Here is a 16,799-nt window from a genome sequence, read left to right as displayed (position 1 = left end):
GGCCGAAACGGCGAGACCAAGGGGGCCTCGACCCCGCGGCGCCGCAGGCGCCGCCGATAAACACAGCCCGGCCCCCCGGACTCCGGGGCGACGCCATAAACTCTGAGCAGGCAATTATCCGCGAATTCGGTTTGGAGCTTTCCCCGACAATGACTGAGCAGAACCCCACCGGTGCCGGTGCGTCCTATGCCGCAGCTGGAGTGGATATCGAGGCCGGTGACAGGGCTGTCGAGTTGTTCGCCCCGCTGGCACGCAAGGCGAGCCGGCCCGAGGTGCAGGGCGGGATCGGTGGCTTCGCCGGATTGTTCGCGCTGAAGAAGAGCTATCGGGAACCGCTGCTGGCTTCGTCGACCGATGGGGTCGGTACGAAGATCGCGGTGGCCCAGGCGCTGGACAAGCACGACACAGTGGGTCTGGACCTGGTGGCCATGGTGGTCGACGATCTGGTGGTGTGCGGGGCCGAGCCGTTGTTCCTGCAGGATTACATCGCGGTCGGCAAAGTGGTGCCGGAGCGGGTGGCCGAATTGGTGGCCGGTATCGCGGAGGGGTGTGTGCGGGCCGGTTGCGCGCTGCTGGGCGGTGAGACGGCCGAGCATCCGGGGATGATGGGCGCCCAGGATTACGACCTGTCGGCGACCGGGGTCGGTGTGGTCGAGGCCGATGATCTGCTGGGGCCCGATCGGGTGCGTCCGGGCGATGTGGTGATCGCGATGGGTTCGTCGGGTCTGCATTCCAACGGTTACAGTCTGGCGCGCAAGGTCCTGCTGGAGATCGACCGGATGGCGTTGACCGGGCATGTGGAGGAGTTCGGCCGCACGCTCGGTGAGGAGTTGTTGGAGCCGACCCGGATCTATGCCAAGGATTGCCTGGCGTTGATCGCCGAGACGGATGTGCGGACGTTCGCGCACATCACCGGTGGTGGTCTGGCCGCGAACCTGGCCCGGGTGCTGCCGGCGGGGCTGGTGGCCGAGCTCGACCGCGGGACCTGGAATCCGGCGCCGGTGTTCAAGATGATCGCGCAGCGCGGCCGGGTGGAGCGTGTGGAGATGGAGAAGACGTTCAATATGGGCGTCGGAATGGTGGCCGTGGTCGCGCCGGAGGATGTGGATCGCGCGCTGGCGGTACTGACCGCGCGCCATATCGAATGCTGGACGCTGGGTAGCGTGAAGAAGGCCAAGGATGTGGATGCGCCGCGCGCGGTGCTGCTCGGGGATCATCCGCGTTTCTGATTGCGGTCCGGCCGCCGGGATGCGGCGGCCGGAATTTCCGCCTCCCGTTGATGTTCCGGCGTCCGGAGACACCGACCGTGGGTCCCGACGGCTCGCGGGTCGACGCGAAAGCTATCGGTATTCCGCAGTCGTGCCCTCGGAGCGCGAGCCCCTCAGCGCGTGACCGGACTTCTCGGACTCGACTTCCGCCGGGTGGGGGACGGGCCACCCACTGCTGCTCGGTCGGAACCGACGCGGTGATCCAAGTGCTACTCGGGTCGTATCGCCGGTTCACGTCGTCCACCGCCCGGCAACCCGGCGGGAAACGGCGCGAACCGGCGTAAACGACCGAAAGGGAGGCCTACGGCCTCCCCCGGGCGATGCACCCTGATCAGCGGCGCCAGCTGTCGTAGTCGTCGTCCTCGTCCCACTTGGACAAGGAATTGTCCGCGTCGTGCTCATCCGACAGGACGCCACCGCGTGGGGCGTTGTCGCTACCGGAAAGCTCGCGCTGAAGGCTCGCGAAGTCGGTCGACGGCGAGCTGTACTTCAGCTCGCGCGCAACCTTGGTCTGCTTTGCCTTAGCCCGGCCACGGCCCATGGCTGACCCCCTCGCGTCACAGCGGGGCGGCCTGGGGATTGGTGGCGGCCCCGTTCGAATTAATATCTTCCTGACAGACACTTTAGCGCGTGTCCGGCCGTCGCGCTTCCACGAGTCGGCTATCCGGTGGATCAACCGACCGGTTTGCCGATGTTTCGCCGCTCAGTCGCCAGGCGGAATCGAGCCGGGTATGGCGCGGATCACACCGACCCGGGTTCCGCCGCCCAGTACGGGTGGGGCCGCCAGCGCCGCCAGTTCATCGGACCACGTGACGCCCATACGCTGCAGGACTGCCATGGTCAGCGGGATTCTGGCGCGATCGGCGCCGTCGTCGATCTTGTAGGCGAAGGCGCGGCCGTCGGGCAACGCTCCGGCGTGCACGCCGTCGGCGCCGATCTTGCAGATCAGTTCGGGAACCGCGTTCATCGTCAGCAGATCGGGGCCGTTGGTGCCCGAAATCACCCGCGGGTGCGCGCGCAGGGCCGTGGCGACCCGGCGTTCGGGAGTGCCGTCGGGGGCGCCGGCCAGGGTCGCGAAGGCGCGGGCCAGATTCGTCAGCGAGACCGGGACGATGGGCAGGCCGCAGCCGTCGATGCCGAGATCGGTTTCCGGTTCGCCGGTCGTCTCGATGATCTGGGCCGATACGGCCTGCTGCAGCGGGTGCCCGACATCGGTATAGCCGGTGACCGGCCAGCCGTTCACCGCACAGGTCGCCAGCATGGCCGCGTGTTTGCCCGAACAGTTCATATAGCGCTTGGCGGGTTTCTCACCGCGGTACAGCACCCCGGCACGAGTCCGCTCGTCGCCGGGCAGCTCCGGGGGACAGGCCAGGTCGTCCTCGCCGAATCCGTAACGGCTCAGCAACCGCTCGACCAATTCGATGTGCTCGGGTTCGCCGGTGTGCGAAGCGGTCGCGATGGCCAGTTCCGCCTCGTCGAGCGGGGTGAAGCCGTGTTTGAGCAGGGTGAGTGCCTGCAGCGGTTTGTTGGTGGAGCGCGGGTAGATCGGTACGTGCACCGCACCGGCCTCGAAGGTCGGTTCACCATCGGGTCCGATGATCACCACCGAACCCCGGTGCACACACTCACGGAACCCCGAGCGCACCACTTCGATCAGGTCCACACTCATCCGATCGCCTCCTGTTCCGGGGCCGGCTCGGCCGTCGCGGTGCGCCGCGTATGCCGGGCGATCTGCGCGCGGACCTCCTGGGAGATGGTGGGTTCGGCGGTGAGCAATCGTTCGAGCCGCGCCGGGTCGGCGCCGGTGAAGACATCGCGGACGGTGATGCCGTGTTCGGGTACGTGCACGAATTCGACCTTGTCGCCGGCGCCCACCTCGCCTTCGGTGAGGACCCGGAAATAGCACCCGGTGTTCGCCCGCAGGGTGAAGCGGCGCACCCATTGCCGCTCGCCGGACCAGTGCCCGAAGGTGGCGCACGGCACCCGCGGCGCGCTGACCTCGAGCAGTGCGCCGCCGATCCGGCAGCGCGCGCCGAGCACGGCATCGCTGAGCGGCAGCCCGGAGATCCGCAGGTTCTCCCCGAACCAGCCCGGCCCGAGGGAGCGGCCGAGCTCGGTCGACCAGTCCTGGGCGTCTTCCTCGGCGTAGCCGTACACCGCCTGGTGGACGCCGCCGTGGTCGTGGGTGTTGCAGACGTGGTCACCGTCGAGTCCCAGCCGCCCGGCCCGCACCCGGCCGGAGACCGGGCGCTTGTCGATCGCGCTGCGACCTACCCGGCCCGGGACCTCCAGATCGGCGTGTACGACACACGCGGCCAGCACCCGGCCGATGGCACCGACGTGCACAGCTGTCTCCTCTCGGCTCGTCGTCCGGGGCCGATCAGCGGCCACGGAGCCGTTCGACGGCGCGACGCCCGGCCTGGTGGGTGTCGTCGGCGATCACCGAATCGGGGTCGATGGCCGCGGCGATGCCACCGACAGTCAGCTGGGTGTCGGCGGGAACGGATCGCTTGATCAGGGCGAGCGCGACAGGGCCCAGTTCGTAGTGGTCGATCGTGGTGCCGAGGACACCCACCGCCCGGTTGCCGGCGGTGACCGCGTCCCCGGGGGCGGGACGCTGGTCGGCGGAGCCGTCCAGGTGTAGTAGCACCAGCCGGCGCGGTGGTTTGCCGAGATTGTGTACCCGCGCCACGGTTTCCTGACCGCGGTAGCAGCCCTTGTCCAGATGGACGGCTCCGTATTCGGCGGGGCCGCCGATCCAGTTCACCTCGTGCGGGATGGTGCGGTCGTCGGTGTCCAGGCCGATCCGGGGCCGCACGGCGGCCACCCGCAGGGCCTCGTAGGCCCAGGACCCGGCCGGTTCGGCACCGGCGGCGGTGAGTTCGGTCCACCGCGACATGAGTTGTTCGCGGGGCAGGACGAGATCGAACGAATCCCCGGTCGGCCAGGGCATCCGGCGCAGGAAACCGCCGCCCGGGACCGACATCGCCTCGTAGGTATCGGGCAGCCGGTCGAGACCGAGTACGCCGGTGAGCGTCGCGACACCGGGGCCGAGCAGGCTCACGACGGCGTGATCGGCGGCCTCCCGCGGCCGGGCGTCGGCCCAGAACACCATTTTGGTGAGGAAATCCAGCAGGCCGGGCCCGCGGTCGCCCTCGGTGTCGATCCATACCGTGGAGTCGAGTTCGGTGAGCACGAAATGGTGCAGTACCCGGCCGTTGAGGTCGAGATCCAGATTCTCCGCGGAGCGGCCCTCGCCCAGTTCGGCGATGTGCTGACTGGTGATGGTGTGCAGCCAGCCCAGCCGTTCGGCACCGGTGACGGTGAGTACGAAACGGTGGGAGCGATCCACGATGGCCACGCGTTCGATCGCGGCGCGTTGTTCACCGAGCGGGTCGCCGTAATGCCACGGGACGGACTCGTCCGGGGAGCCGGGTGGGGCCGCGACGGCTCCCGGTACTGCGAGGACAGGGCTGGGTGCGGCGAGCACGGACACGGCTTCCACTCTAGGAGCAGATGGCCCTCTCGTGCATCAGCGGGGGGATGACCTGGCGATTCGCCGGGGGTCAGCCTTCTGGGCGTACCGGGACCAGCGGCAGCCAGCGACCGATTTCGGCGGCTCGGCTGCCGGAGGCGTCCAGTGTGCCCGCGGCGACGGCCGCCGCGAAATCCTGGAGACCGGTCGCCAGCAGCAGCCATGTCCGCGCGTCGGTCTCCACCACATTGGGTGGAGTGCCGCGGGTGTGCCGGGGGCCTTCGATGCACTGCACCGCGACGAAGGGCGGGACCCGTACCTCCACCGAGTGTCCGGGGGCGGCCGCGGCCAGGGCGCGCGCGGTGCCGCGGACCGCCGCCGCCAGATCGGTCCGGGGCGGGGCCGGAAGATTCTCGTCGAACAGCCAGTCCCGGACCGCGGTCACCGCGGCCCGGACCACGCCGGGGTCGATTTCCGTCCGTCGCGCCATTGCCCGACCTTAGCCAGCGCGGCCCTCGTGATCGAAATGGTGGACCCCGGGCGGATGCTGCGGGACGGCCGGCCGGGAAATCGGGCGACATTGTCCGGGTGCCCGGATTTCTGTCCCTCATGGCGAGCGGTGTTGGCCTACGCTCGTGCCATGGTGGATCGAGTTCTTGTAACACTCGACGGTGAGGTCCGCGATGCGGACGAGCCGTTGTTGTATGCCGACGATATCGGCGTCCTGCGTGGCGACGGAATTTTCGAAACGGCTCTGGTCCGCGGTGGCACGGTCTGCGCGCTCGATTTTCATCTGGCCCGGCTGCGCCGCTCCGCCCAGGCGCTCGATCTACCCGAGCCCGATCTGGCCCGGTGGCGCAGTGCGACCGAAACCGCGGCCAAGGAATGGGGCAGCGAAGAGGAAGGGGTCATGCGTCTGGTGCTGACCCGCGGCCGGGAAAGCGCGCTCGGTAGCCCCAAAGCGGGCCTGCGCTCCGGCGAGCTGTCCGAGGCGGTTCCGGTCCCGACGACCTTCGTCATGGTCACGGCGCTGGGCGAGCGGGTGACGACGGCCAGATCCGAGGGCGTCGCGGTGGTCACATTGACCCGGGGTATCTCGATCGACCTCGCCCAGGCGGCGCCCTGGCAATTGCTCGGCGCCAAGACCCTCTCCTACGCGACCAATATGGCCGCGCTGCGGTTCGCCGCCCGGATGGGCGCCGACGACGTCATCTTCACCAGTACCGAACACCGGGTGCTGGAGGGGCCGCGCTCCACGGTGGTGATCGCCCGGGGCAAGCAGCTGATCACTCCGCCGGCGAAAAACGGTGTGCTGCCCGGGGTCACCCAGCGGGCGTTGTACGCCGAGGCCGAACGCCGGGGGTACGACTGCCGTTACGAACCGTTGTTCACCGCCGACCTGTTCGACTGCGACAGCATCTGGATGCTCAGCAGTGTGACGCTCGCCGCACGGGTCAATTCCCTTGACGGCGTAAGGATGTCGGCGTCGGAGTCGGCTTCGGAGATCATCGAGATGGTCGATCGGGGGATCGAACGGGCCGGGACCATCGCCGATTGGTGATCGCGGGCTCTGCCGCGTGCCCGGACCGTCTCCGGTGTGACCGGAACCGTTGGCCGATCGTGCGCGTATCGCTGGGTATGTCGTGTCCGCCGACACATTGATCGGGCCGCGCCGACGCGTAGTCTGAATCTACGACACGTCGTAGTAACAGGAGGCTCGGTGTGGACGCCCTGGATGTCTCGCGATGGCAATTCGGCATTACGACCGTCTACCACTTCTTGTTCGTACCCCTCACGATCGGCCTCGCGCCGCTCGTCGCGGGGATGCAGACGGCCTGGGTCGTCACCGGCAAGGAGCACTGGTACCGGCTCACCAAATTCTTCGGGAAACTGTTCCTCATCAATTTCGCGCTGGGCGTTGCCACCGGGATCGTGCAGGAATTCCAGTTCGGAATGAACTGGAGCGAATACTCCCGATTCGTCGGTGATGTTTTCGGCGCTCCGCTGGCGCTGGAAGGCCTCGTCGCCTTCTTCATGGAGTCCACTTTCATCGGGCTCTGGATATTCGGCTGGTCACGCCTGCCCAAACTCGTCCACCTCGCCACCATCTGGATGGTGGCGATAGGCGTGAACGCCTCCGCGTACTTCATCATCGCGGCCAATTCCTTCATGCAGCACCCGGTGGGCGCCCGGTACAACCCGGAGACCGGGCGGGCCGAACTGTCGAGCATCACCGAACTGCTCACCAACAACACCGCGCTGGCCGCCTTCCCGCACGTGGTCGCGGGATCGTTCCTCACCGCGGGCACTTTCGTCGCCGGAATAGCGGGCTGGTGGATGGTTCGCAAGGCGCGCAGCGGCGCGACCGGGGAACTCGCCGAGGCGCGCACTGTGTGGCGCCCGGCGGCGCGGGTCTCGCTGCTGGTGGTGGTGGTCGCCGGTCTCGCGCTGGTCTACACCGGCGATGTCCAGGGCAAGCTGATGTTCGAGCAGCAGCCCATGAAGATGGCCTCGGCGGAATCGCTGTGCCACACCGAGACCGACCCGGACTTCTCGATCCTCACGGTCGGCACGCACAACAACTGCGACAGCGTCACACATGTGCTCGAGGTGCCGTTCGTGCTGCCCTGGCTCGCGGAGGGCAAGTTCACCGGGGTGGAACTGGAGGGTGTCGTCGACCTGCAACGGGCCTACAACGAGAAGTTCGGGCCCGGCGACTACCGGCCCAACCTCTTCGTCACCTACTGGTCGTTCCGCGCCATGATCGGCCTCGCCGCCGGGTCGGCCCTGCTGGTCTTCGCCGGATTCTGGATGACCAGGCGCGGCCGGGTCCCGGATCAGCGCTGGTTCTCGTGGCTGAGCCTGCTCGCCATCCCGACCCCCTTCCTGGCGAACGCGGCCGGCTGGGTGTTCACCGAGATGGGCCGCCAGCCCTGGGTCGTGGTGCCCAACCCGACCGGTGACCAGGATCTGCGGCTGATGGTGCAGCAGGGCGTATCCGATCACACGGCCGCGACGGTATGGGTCTCACTCATCACCTTCACGGTGGTCTACGGGCTGCTCGCCGTCGTGTGGTTCTACCTCATGCGGCGCTATGTGCTGGAAGGGCCGGAGCGGCCGGCGGGCGAGCCCGCGGCCGATCCCGCGGAAAAGCCTGTCGCCGAACAGCTTTCGTTCGCCTACTAGGAGCCGGCCATGGGACTGCAGGAATTCTGGTTCGTACTGATCGGAGTGCTCTTCACGGGGTACTTCGTGCTCGAGGGTTTCGATTTCGGAGTCGGCATGCTCATGCCGATTCTCGGCCGGCGGGCAGGATCCACGCGCGGCGAGCGCGGGCCCTCCGTGGTTACGCGAGCAGCCTCCGCCGGGCCCGACGCGCTCACCGCGGACACCCGCCGACGGGTTGTACTGAACACCATCGGCCCGGTGTGGGACGGTAACGAGGTCTGGCTGATCACCGCCGGTGGGGCGCTGTTCGCCGCGTTCCCGGAGTGGTACGCGAGCATGTTCTCCGGTTTCTACCTGGCGCTGCTGCTGCTCCTGGTCGCCTTGATCCTGCGTATCTGCGCGATCGAATACCGCGGCAAGATCGACGATCCGCGCTGGCGGGCGCGCTGCGACCTCGGTATCGGTATCGGCTCCTGGGTGCCCGCGCTGGCCTGGGGGTGGGTGTTCGCCAATATCGTGCGCGGCGTGCCGCTGGACGCCGACAAACAGTTCACCGGCGCCTTCGGCGAACTGTTCGGCCCGTACGCGCTCCTGGGCGCGCTCACCACGGGACTGCTGTTCGCGTTGCACGGGGCGGTGTTCCTGGCGCTCAAGACCGCCGGCGAGGTCCGTGACGACGCGCACCGCGCCGCCCGGTGGTTACTCGTGCCGACGGCCCTGGTCGTGACCGGCTTCGGCCTGTGGACCCAGCTCGCCTACGGATCGGGGTGGACCTGGATTCCGCTGGCACTGGCGGTGTTCGGGTTGCTCGGCGGCGCCGCGGCGCTGCTGGCCGGTCGCGACGGATGGTCCTTCGCCGGGACCGCGCTCACCGTACTCGCCGCCACCGCGCTGCTGTTCGGGGCGCTGTTCCCGGATGTGCTGCCCTCCACGATCGACCCGGCCTTCAGCCTGACCGTGGACAACGCCTCCTCGACCCCGTACACACTGAAGGTGATGAGCTGGGCCGCTGTGATCGTGACCCCGGTGGTGCTGGGTTATCAGGCCTGGACCTACTGGGTGTTCCGGAAACGCATCAGTGTCGAGCACATCCCACCCGGAATCGGACTTCCACCCCGCGTCGTCACCGAGGAGTGAGCCAATGGCCCGCCCACCCGTGGACCCTCGCCTGTGGCGGTACGCGCGTTCGGCGCGGCGCTATCTGGCACTGAGCGTGGCCCTGTCGCTGGTGACCACGGTCGGCATCGCCTGCGCGGCCGTGCTGCTGGGGCGCGTGCTGGCCGGGGTGATCACCGACCCCGGCCGTCGCTCCCTCGGCTCGTGGACCGCGGAGCTCGTGCTCCTCGCACTGGCCCTCGGTGGTCGGGTACTGGCGGCGTGGTGGCAGTCGCGGCTCGCGCATCGGGCCGGCGCCCGGGTCGTCGCCGAACTCGAACAGGCGGTCCTCGCCGCGGGTGCCGCACTCCCACCCCGGGAACTGGAATCGCGGCGGACCGAACTCGCGGTCGTGGTGGGCAGCGGCCTCAACGGTTTACGTGCCTATCTGACCGGCTATGTACCCGCACTGCTGCTCGCGGTCCTCGTACCGCCGGCGTTACTGACGGTGATCGCCGTCCACGACCTCACCTCGGCGGTGATCGTGGTGATCACGCTACCGCTGATCCCGGTGTTCATGGTCCTCGTCGGCCTGCTCACCGAAGGCCGGGCCCAGGAGACGCTCGCGGCTACCACGCGGCTCTCGGATCAACTCCTGGACCTGTTCGCCGGTATGCCCACCCTGCGCGCCCTCGGCCGCGAAACGGGTGAAACGACCGGGATCCCCGGACGCACGATGAGCGGCCGCGTCCGGGACCTCGGCGAAACGCTGCACCGCCGCACCATGGGCGCACTGCGGATCGCGTTCCTGTCCTCGATGGTGCTCGAACTCCTCGCCACCCTGTCGGTCGCGCTGGTGGCGGTGGCGATCGGGATGCGCCTGGTGCACGGCGATATGAGCCTCTACGCCGGAATCGTCGCCCTGGTCCTGGCCCCGGAGGTCTACCTGCCGCTGCGGACGGTGGGGGAACGTTTCCATGCCGCGCAGGACGGAATGGCCGCGGCCGACCGGGCTTTCGCTGTGCTGGACCCGGCGCGAACAGGCACCGCGGAAACGATCCCGGCGCCGGACGCCCAGGGCACGGAAACACACCCTCGGATGGAAGCGGAGCCGGCCGCCGATACGGCGGGGACCCCGGCTTCCGGTGCCGTGGCGAGCCCGGATTCCGATGCGGTGATGACCTCGGCCGCCGGTGCCACGGCGAGCCCGGATCCCGGCACGGTCGTGACGTCGGTCCCCGGTGCCGTGGCGAGCCCGGATCCCGGGACGGCGACCAACGCGGTCTCCGGCGCCCCGGTGCCCGGCACGGCCGGATGCCCGGTCTCCCCCCGGACTACGGCATCCGGCGCCGCGGCGACCCCGGCATCCGGTGCGGTGCGCGCCGACGGGACGCGGAACCATCGGAACGGTGCCCTGGACGAGGGCGTCATCGAACTCCGAGATCTGACAGTCGATGCCCGGGACGGTGCCGCACCGGACGGGCTGTACGCCGTCTTCCGCCCCGGCGCCGTCACCGCGTTGACCGGACCGAACGGCTCCGGGAAATCGACCGCGCTGCAGGCGATCCTGGGGTTGCTCGAACCCACCCGTGGCGCGGTGCTCGCCGACGGCGTCGATATCCGGGATATCCCGGCCGAACAGTGGTGGGCGCGGCTGGCCTGGCTCCCGCAGCGGCCGGTCCTGGTGCCGGGCACCCTCCGGGAGAACCTCGAACTGCTCGGTGCCACCGTGACCGGACCGGCGCGCCGGGGCCCGGCCCGGGTGCTCAGTGAATTGGACGCCGCCTGTGCCGTAACCGGTTTCGACGCCGTGCTCGAGGCGCTGCCCGCCGGATGGGATACCGTGGTCGGGTCCGGGGGGATCGGACTGTCCCTCGGCCAACGGCAGCGGCTCGCGCTGACCCGGGTGCTGGCCGCGGACCGCCCGATCCTGTTGCTGGACGAACCGACCGCCCATCTCGATCCCGCCGGCGAGGTCGCGGTGGCGGCGGCCCTCACCACCGTGGCGCGTACCGGCGCGACCGTGGTCGTGGTCGCCCACCGGCCGGCCCTCCTGTCCGCAGCCGACGAGATCGTCGCGGTACCGACGACCTGCCCCCGAATGTTGCGATGAGCTCTCGAACCGGAACCACTCGTCCTCCGTACCGCCGGTCCCGCACGGGCCGCGGCCGGGCCCGGATGCGGCTGCTGCTGCGCGATACCCGCCAGATGTGGGATCTGCTGGAGGTCTCCCGCAAGCGGCTGGCGGTCGCGACCGGGTGGGGCGTTCTGGCCCTCGGCAGTGCGCTGGGGCTCGCCGCGCTGGCTGCCTGGCTGATCGCCCGGGCCTGGCAGATGCCGCCGGTACTGGATCTCACCGTCGCGGTGGTCGCGGTACGGGCACTGGGCATCTCGCGCGGGGTCTGCCGGTATCTGGAGCGGCTCGCCACCCACGATGTCGCCCTGCGCTCGATGACCGCCGCCCGCACCTCGGTGTACCGCGCGCTGGCCCGCGCGCCTCTGTGGCTGACCCGCCGCGCGGAACTTCCCGGAATGGCGGTGGGCGGCCATACCGCCCCCACCACGCCGGGCGGTCCCGGAGTGCCCGGCCGGCTACGGCGCGGGGACGTACTGGTGCGAGTCGGTACCGATATCGACGATCTCGGCGCGGTGGTGGTCCGGACTTTCGTCCCGATCACGGTGGCGCTGGTGCTGGCGGTGGCGGCGGTCGGACTGCTGGCCTGTATTTCGCTACCGGCCGCCGGGGTGCTGGCGGCGGCGCTGGCCTTCTCCGGACTCGTCGCGCCCTGGCTCTCGGCGCGGGCCGCGGCCGCCGCCGAGCGCTCGGCCCGCGCGGACCGTGCCGAATTCGCCGCGCACGCGCACACCGTCCTGGATCATGCCGCGGAACTGCGGGTCGCCGGAAAACTGGAGTCCGCGCTGCACACCGCGGCGGCGGCGAATCGGCGGGCGCTGGCCGCCGAGGACCGGGCCGCCGGCCGCAACGCCTGGGCCGCGGCCGCCGTTCCGCTGGCCACCGGCGTCACCGTGCTCGCCGCCCTCCTGATCGGGATCATCGTCTACGGCCCCGCCGGGGGCACCGCGGGCGGGATGACACCGATGGCGCTGGCCGTGCTGGTCCTGCTCCCGCTGTCCGCCTTCGAGGCGACCGGTCCGCTGCCGGCCGCCGCGCAGACCCTCACCGTCGCCCGCGCCGCGCTGCACCGGTTGCGGGCGGTCTCGCCCGACCACCGCCCCGAACCCCTCGACCAGAATGAACCCCTCGCGGTCGTGGCGCGGGCCACCGATACCCGCAAACGGTTCGGCACCGGTGGATACCCGCATCCGTTCCCCTACGCCGACAGCCGCGCCGACGGAGTGGTGATCGGCTGGGTGGGCGACGGGCAGTGGCAGATTCCCGAACGCCCCCAGGCGTCCCGGGTCGTGGTGGTCGGTCCCAGCGGCGCCGGGAAAACCACGCTGCTGATGGCCTGGGCCGGTCTTTTCGACGATCCGGACGATCAGGTGCGGTTCTTCGCCGAGGACGCGCACCTGTTCGGCACCAGCGTGCTGGAGAATCTGCGGGTGGCCCGTGGCGATCTCGATGCCGCGACCGCCGAGCGGGCGTTGCGGGCGGTCGGCCTGGGGGATTGGCTGGACGCGCTACCCGACGGTGTGCACACCGACCTCCCCGGCGGCGCCGCCGCGGTGTCGGGCGGTCAGCGCCGCCGCATCCTGCTCGCCCGGGCCCTGGTCTCACCCGCCCGCGCGCTGCTGTTGGACGAACCCACCGAACACCTCGATGCCGCGGCCGGCGCCCAGCTGTTGCGGGATCTGCTCGATATCGACAGCGGCCTGGTCGCGGCCGATCGTGATGTGGTGGTGGTCACACATCAGCTCCCGGCCGGGCACCGCGCCGGCCTGGTGATCACCGTCGATGCGTCAGGCCAGGTCCGGGCCCGCTTTCGCGGACGGGAAAGCCACCTTTTACGCCCTCGACGAAATTCCGTTGCCGACCACCGCCGGTGGTGGCTAAGTTCGGAGTTACACAAGGAAGGAGGTGATCCCAAGAATGGAAATTCTCAGGACGCGTGAGGTGGCTGCCAGCTGAGCGCTGTAGCCGGCTGTCCTTTCGGATTCCGATCGCTACCGAGCTGAGCGAATCCACGGCAGCCACCCGGCCCCCGAGTCCCCGATCCGTCCGATCGGGATCGGCCGCGAGACCCACCGGTGTTCACACCACGGGCCCGCACCGATACGGCTCGGGGGCCGTTCTGTATCCGGGGACCCTCGCGGCGCCGGGTCAGCCGATATAGCGCTGCAGCCGGGCGGACAGGCGCGGTTGCAGCGGGCCGTCGGCCACTACGCGCTCTTCCACATAGGCCAGATCGCCGCCCTCGACGATCCCGTACAGACGTTTGGCGCCGCCCACCACCGCGCCGGACTGGCTGCGGATCACCACATCGGTGGCCAGTTCCCAAGAAGCTTGGGTCAGCGCGGTGCCGTAGAAGAGCTCGACGATTCCGGTGCTGTGGGTGAGCAGCAGCTCTAGCACCTCGTCGTTGCCGTCCACCCCGACCCGCCAGAATCCGGTCTCCCGCAGGTCCGGGCCGCCGTAGCTGCCGTCGGACTCCACGAACCAGGAGCGCGAATCCCAGCTCAGATAGTCGCCGCCGTCGTGGGAGACCACGATCTGCTGCCCGAAGCGGTAGTCCCCGCGCTCGGGATTGTTGCCCTCGCCCTCGCCGCGCCAGACCCCGACCATCGGTAGCAGCGCCAGCATGGCCGGATTCAGGTCCGGACCGAGGCGCAGGTTCGCCGTATCGTCGGGGAGCGGGAGGTCCGGGAGCACCGGGATGTTACGGCCGCCGGTCGCCTTGGCACGTTCGACCGCATCGGCCACCGCCCGGTCGCCGCTCAGCGGCGAGGGGTGGTCCGCCGAACGGCCGTTGCCGTTCTGGCCCGGGGTATCGGCCGGAGGCCTTCCGTTGCTGTTGTCGCTCGCTCGCTCGGCCGGATCGGAACCTTCGCTCGCGAGACCGCTCATGATTCGGTGAACAGCCGGTAGAAGACGTACAGGCCGAACCATCCGATGAGGATCGATACGGCGATCAGCAGAATCTCGAAGAAGAGGACCACAGATCGATTCTATTGGCCCCGCCTCCGAGGGGACGGTCGGGGGCCCTCGTGATCTCGATTACGCACGTGGACCTCCGGAGCGAGCCGAAGGCATGTGGCATGGGCGCCCTCGGGCAGCCGGGCGCACACGCGTCACCGACGGCGCTCGATGGTCGCCATTCCCCGGACGGCCGAACGGATGTGCTCCGGAACCAGGGGCTCGGACCGGGAATGGCGATGATCCGGGATCGCGCAGGAGCCGCGGGTCGGGGAAACGGTCGGTGGAACGGAACGGCCCGGGATACGCCCCGCGAGAGGGCGTATCCCGGGCCGTGGAGTCCCGCGCTACTTCGAGACGGCGACATCCAGGTTGTGGATGCCCGGGCCGTCGGGGCTGAGCTCGGCCGTGCCATTGCCCGCCGACGAGAGGGCGCGCAGCGTCCAGCTGCCCGGCGCCGCGAAGAAACGGAAGTCACCGGTGCCGGAGGCGACGACCTCGGCGGTGAAATCCCCGTTGCCGTCCAGCAGCCGCACGAAGGCGCCCGCCACCGGCTCGCCGTCGGTGGCCAGAACACGGCCGGTGATGACCGTTTCCTTCTCCACATCGACCCCGGCCGGGATGGCCTGGCCCTGGGTAGGTGCTGCACACATGGTGGTTATTCTCCCAACTCGATAGGGGCGCCGACGAGCGAGCCGTATTCGGTCCAGCTGCCATCGTAGTTCTTGACGTTCTGGTGTCCGAGCAGCTCCTGCAGCACGAACCAGGTGTGCGAGGAACGCTCGCCGATACGGCAGTAGGCGATGGTCTCCTTGTTGCCGTCCAGGCCGGCCGCACCGTAGAGCTCGGCGAGCTCGTCGTCGGAACGGAAGGTGCCGTCCTCGTTGGCGGCCTTGCTCCACGGTACGTTGATCGCGCCGGGGATGTGGCCGGGGCGCTGGCTCTGCTCCTGCGGCAGGTGCGCGGGGGCCAGGATCTTGCCCGAGAACTCGTCGGGGGAGCGCACATCGACCAGGTTCTTGGTGCCGATGGCCGCGATGACCTCGTCCCGGAAGGCGCGGATGGTGTTGTCCGGCTCCGCGGCCTTGTACTGGGTGGCCGGGCGGTTCACCTCGTCCCGGGACAGCGGGCGCCCGTCGAGCTCCCACTTCTTGCGGCCGCCGTCGAGCAGCTTGACATTGTTGTGGCCGTACAGCTTGAAGTACCAGTAGGCGTAGGCGGCGAACCAGTTGTTGTTGCCGCCGTACAGGACCACCTCGTCGTCGTTGGCGATACCGCGCTCGGAGAGCAGTGCGGAGAACTGCTCCTGGTTCACGAAATCACGACGAACCTGATCCTGCAGGTCCTTCTTCCAGTCGAGCCGGACGGCGCCCTCGATGTGCCCACCTTCGTAGGCGGTGGTGTCCTCGTCGACCTCGACGAAGACGACGCCGGGAGTCTTGAGATTCTCTTCGGCCCAGTCGACGGAGACCAGGACATCGGAGCGAGCCATGTTTTCCCTTTCAGTGGTGACAGCGAAACGGTGTTCAGTTCGATGCGGGGGATTCGGGTGGGGTCGGAAGCAGTCGGGTGACCAGCGGGTACAGCTTGCAGCCGAGGCAGATACCGAACGCGGCGTTCAGGAACGCCGCGAAGAGGGCGAACCCGGCGAACAGTGCGCCCACGGCGGTGGCGCCGAGGAGGAAGCCCAGCAGGCTCACCGCGGTGAACACGAAGCCCAGCAACTGAGCGAATCGTAGCGGGGCGGTCGGTTCGGTTTCGGTGACCGGCCCCAGGCGCGGCGCGACGAAGCGCGCGTAGATCAGGCCGTACGGGTGCCGGCGCGGCCCGAGCCGGGCGCCGAGTGCGAACACCACCGTCTGGAGGGCGACCAGCACGGTGGCGGCGAGCGGGACAGACGCCGCGAGCAGCAGGATGAGGACCAGAACGCCGGTGGTCACCCAGGCGACGAAACGGGGGCCGCGAACATCGACTCGGTTCGCGACGGTGGTGGTAGTAGACATGAACGAAGCTCCTGCGCTCGAACTCTTCGGCGGATTTCGGCCGGTTCGCCGGGGGATGAAATCGCTCGCGCGGACGAACCGTGGTCGGCGTCAGGAAAAGAAGACCCGACCGCTCAGCGGCACAGGCAGCAACAACCACCGAGGCGGCACAGATCGACTGTGCGGCGACGGGTGAGCATCAGCTCGCGGTGGTTTTGCACACGGGCAGTCTACCCAATTACTCCGCTGTGCCAATGGGGAGGGTGTCCACTCCTGGACAGGGGCCTTACCGGACGGCGTCCGTCGTCCGGTAAGCCGCGGACGCCGAGCACCGACAAATGCTGTGGACCGTCACGACCTTCGGAACAGCACGGCCGGGAGTTTCTTCCGTCTGCCCCCGGCCCGGTCCGCATTCGTGGTCGGGGCCCCCGGTCCGGGAGCGTACAGAGCGAGGGAGAGCGCAGCGACTGAGCGTGTGCAGTCGGCCGTCCAGAGGGCGGTGACCATTGAGCACTTGCACAGTCGTGAGCCTCCCCAGGCTGGTCGAGGCGCACGACAGCATGCACCTTCTGTCTATTCCGGATGGTCTACCTCAGTGGTCGGGGCCCGCTTCCGATTCTGGACCGACGGAGCGAAGGAGCGCAGCGACTGAGCGGAGGAGGGAAGAATCGGGGTCACAGGGCCCCGACCCTCGCGCCGGAGGCGCGCAAATAGAT

At 69.2% G+C, this 16,799-nt stretch carries 15 protein-coding genes; 6 read left to right on the top strand and 9 right to left on the bottom strand.

Annotated features, from left to right (window positions below):
• The first annotated feature begins 149 nt into the window (after positions 1–149).
• Positions 150–1,229: a phosphoribosylformylglycinamidine cyclo-ligase gene (gene purM, locus ABZV91_RS29670; protein WP_063062735.1), complete on the top strand. Its 1,080-nt coding sequence runs from the start codon at positions 150–152 to the stop codon at positions 1,227–1,229.
• Between the two features lie 370 nt (positions 1,230–1,599).
• On the opposite strand, the gene ABZV91_RS29665 is transcribed toward purM, so the two are convergent.
• The 5 genes from ABZV91_RS29665 to ABZV91_RS29645 form a co-directional block, all read right to left on the bottom strand.
• The gene (locus ABZV91_RS29665) at positions 1,600–1,809 is read right to left on the bottom strand and encodes a DUF3073 domain-containing protein (protein WP_039821949.1); all 210 of its coding nucleotides are present in this window, start codon (positions 1,807–1,809) and stop codon (positions 1,600–1,602) included.
• 162 nt (positions 1,810–1,971) lie between these two features.
• Positions 1,972–2,937 (bottom strand): asparaginase, encoded by a 966-nt coding sequence (locus ABZV91_RS29660; RefSeq protein ID WP_355248769.1) that lies wholly within the window; start codon positions 2,935–2,937, stop codon positions 1,972–1,974.
• Positions 2,934–3,614, bottom strand: a complete 681-nt coding sequence (locus tag ABZV91_RS29655) for an MOSC domain-containing protein (protein ID WP_355248766.1) — start codon at positions 3,612–3,614, stop codon at positions 2,934–2,936. Before ABZV91_RS29655 ends, ABZV91_RS29660 begins: the two co-directional genes overlap by 4 nt.
• 34 nt (positions 3,615–3,648) lie before the next feature.
• Positions 3,649–4,764, bottom strand: coding sequence for a folate-binding protein (locus ABZV91_RS29650; protein WP_355248763.1), 1,116 nt, complete (start codon positions 4,762–4,764; stop codon positions 3,649–3,651).
• Positions 4,765–4,834: 70 nt separating this feature from the next.
• The gene (locus ABZV91_RS29645; RefSeq protein ID WP_355248760.1) at positions 4,835–5,233 is read right to left on the bottom strand and encodes a sterol carrier family protein; all 399 of its coding nucleotides are present in this window, start codon (positions 5,231–5,233) and stop codon (positions 4,835–4,837) included.
• A 150-nt stretch (positions 5,234–5,383) separates the two neighbouring features.
• Here ABZV91_RS29645 and ABZV91_RS29640 point away from each other — a divergent pair, with 150 nt between their 5' ends.
• The 5 genes from ABZV91_RS29640 to cydC all read left to right on the top strand — a co-directional run bounded on the left by ABZV91_RS29640 (position 5,384) and on the right by cydC (position 13,080).
• Positions 5,384–6,304 (top strand): aminodeoxychorismate lyase, encoded by a 921-nt coding sequence (locus ABZV91_RS29640; protein ID WP_355248757.1) that lies wholly within the window; start codon positions 5,384–5,386, stop codon positions 6,302–6,304.
• A 161-nt stretch (positions 6,305–6,465) separates the two neighbouring features.
• Positions 6,466–7,929 carry a cytochrome ubiquinol oxidase subunit I gene (locus ABZV91_RS29635; protein WP_355248754.1) on the top strand — a complete coding sequence of 488 codons (1,464 nt, stop codon included), beginning with the start codon at positions 6,466–6,468 and terminating at the stop codon, positions 7,927–7,929.
• Positions 7,930–7,938: 9 nt separating this feature from the next.
• Positions 7,939–9,048, top strand: a complete 1,110-nt coding sequence (gene cydB, locus ABZV91_RS29630) for a cytochrome d ubiquinol oxidase subunit II (protein ID WP_355248751.1) — start codon at positions 7,939–7,941, stop codon at positions 9,046–9,048.
• Between the two features lie 4 nt (positions 9,049–9,052).
• Entirely contained in the window at positions 9,053–11,119 is a 2,067-nt protein-coding gene (locus ABZV91_RS29625) for an ATP-binding cassette domain-containing protein (RefSeq protein WP_355248748.1), read from the top strand.
• Between the two features lie 65 nt (positions 11,120–11,184).
• The gene (gene cydC / locus ABZV91_RS29620) at positions 11,185–13,080 is read left to right on the top strand and encodes a thiol reductant ABC exporter subunit CydC (protein ID WP_355248774.1); all 1,896 of its coding nucleotides are present in this window, start codon (positions 11,185–11,187) and stop codon (positions 13,078–13,080) included.
• A gap of 208 nt (positions 13,081–13,288) precedes the next feature.
• Here the strand turns inward: cydC and ABZV91_RS29615 are convergent, their stop codons facing one another.
• The 4 genes from ABZV91_RS29615 to ABZV91_RS29600 form a co-directional block, all read right to left on the bottom strand.
• The gene (locus ABZV91_RS29615; RefSeq protein ID WP_355248745.1) at positions 13,289–14,032 is read right to left on the bottom strand and encodes an FABP family protein; all 744 of its coding nucleotides are present in this window, start codon (positions 14,030–14,032) and stop codon (positions 13,289–13,291) included.
• 416 nt (positions 14,033–14,448) lie between these two features.
• On the bottom strand, positions 14,449–14,754 hold the full coding sequence (locus ABZV91_RS29610) for a DUF1416 domain-containing protein (protein ID WP_355248742.1): 306 nt from the start codon (positions 14,752–14,754) through the stop codon (positions 14,449–14,451).
• 5 nt (positions 14,755–14,759) lie between these two features.
• Positions 14,760–15,593, bottom strand: coding sequence for a sulfurtransferase (locus ABZV91_RS29605; protein WP_355248739.1), 834 nt, complete (start codon positions 15,591–15,593; stop codon positions 14,760–14,762).
• Between the two features lie 34 nt (positions 15,594–15,627).
• A complete protein-coding gene (locus tag ABZV91_RS29600; RefSeq protein ID WP_355248736.1) occupies positions 15,628–16,104 on the bottom strand; it encodes a DUF4395 domain-containing protein in 477 nt (158 codons plus the stop codon).
• Positions 16,105–16,799: the final 695 nt, after the last annotated feature.

Source organism: Nocardia sp. NPDC004568, assembly GCF_040609955.1.
Lineage (GTDB): Bacteria > Actinomycetota > Actinomycetes > Mycobacteriales > Mycobacteriaceae > Nocardia.
The sequence above is the reverse complement of the archived record's forward strand: the minus strand, read 5'-3'. Positions and strand labels throughout refer to the sequence as shown.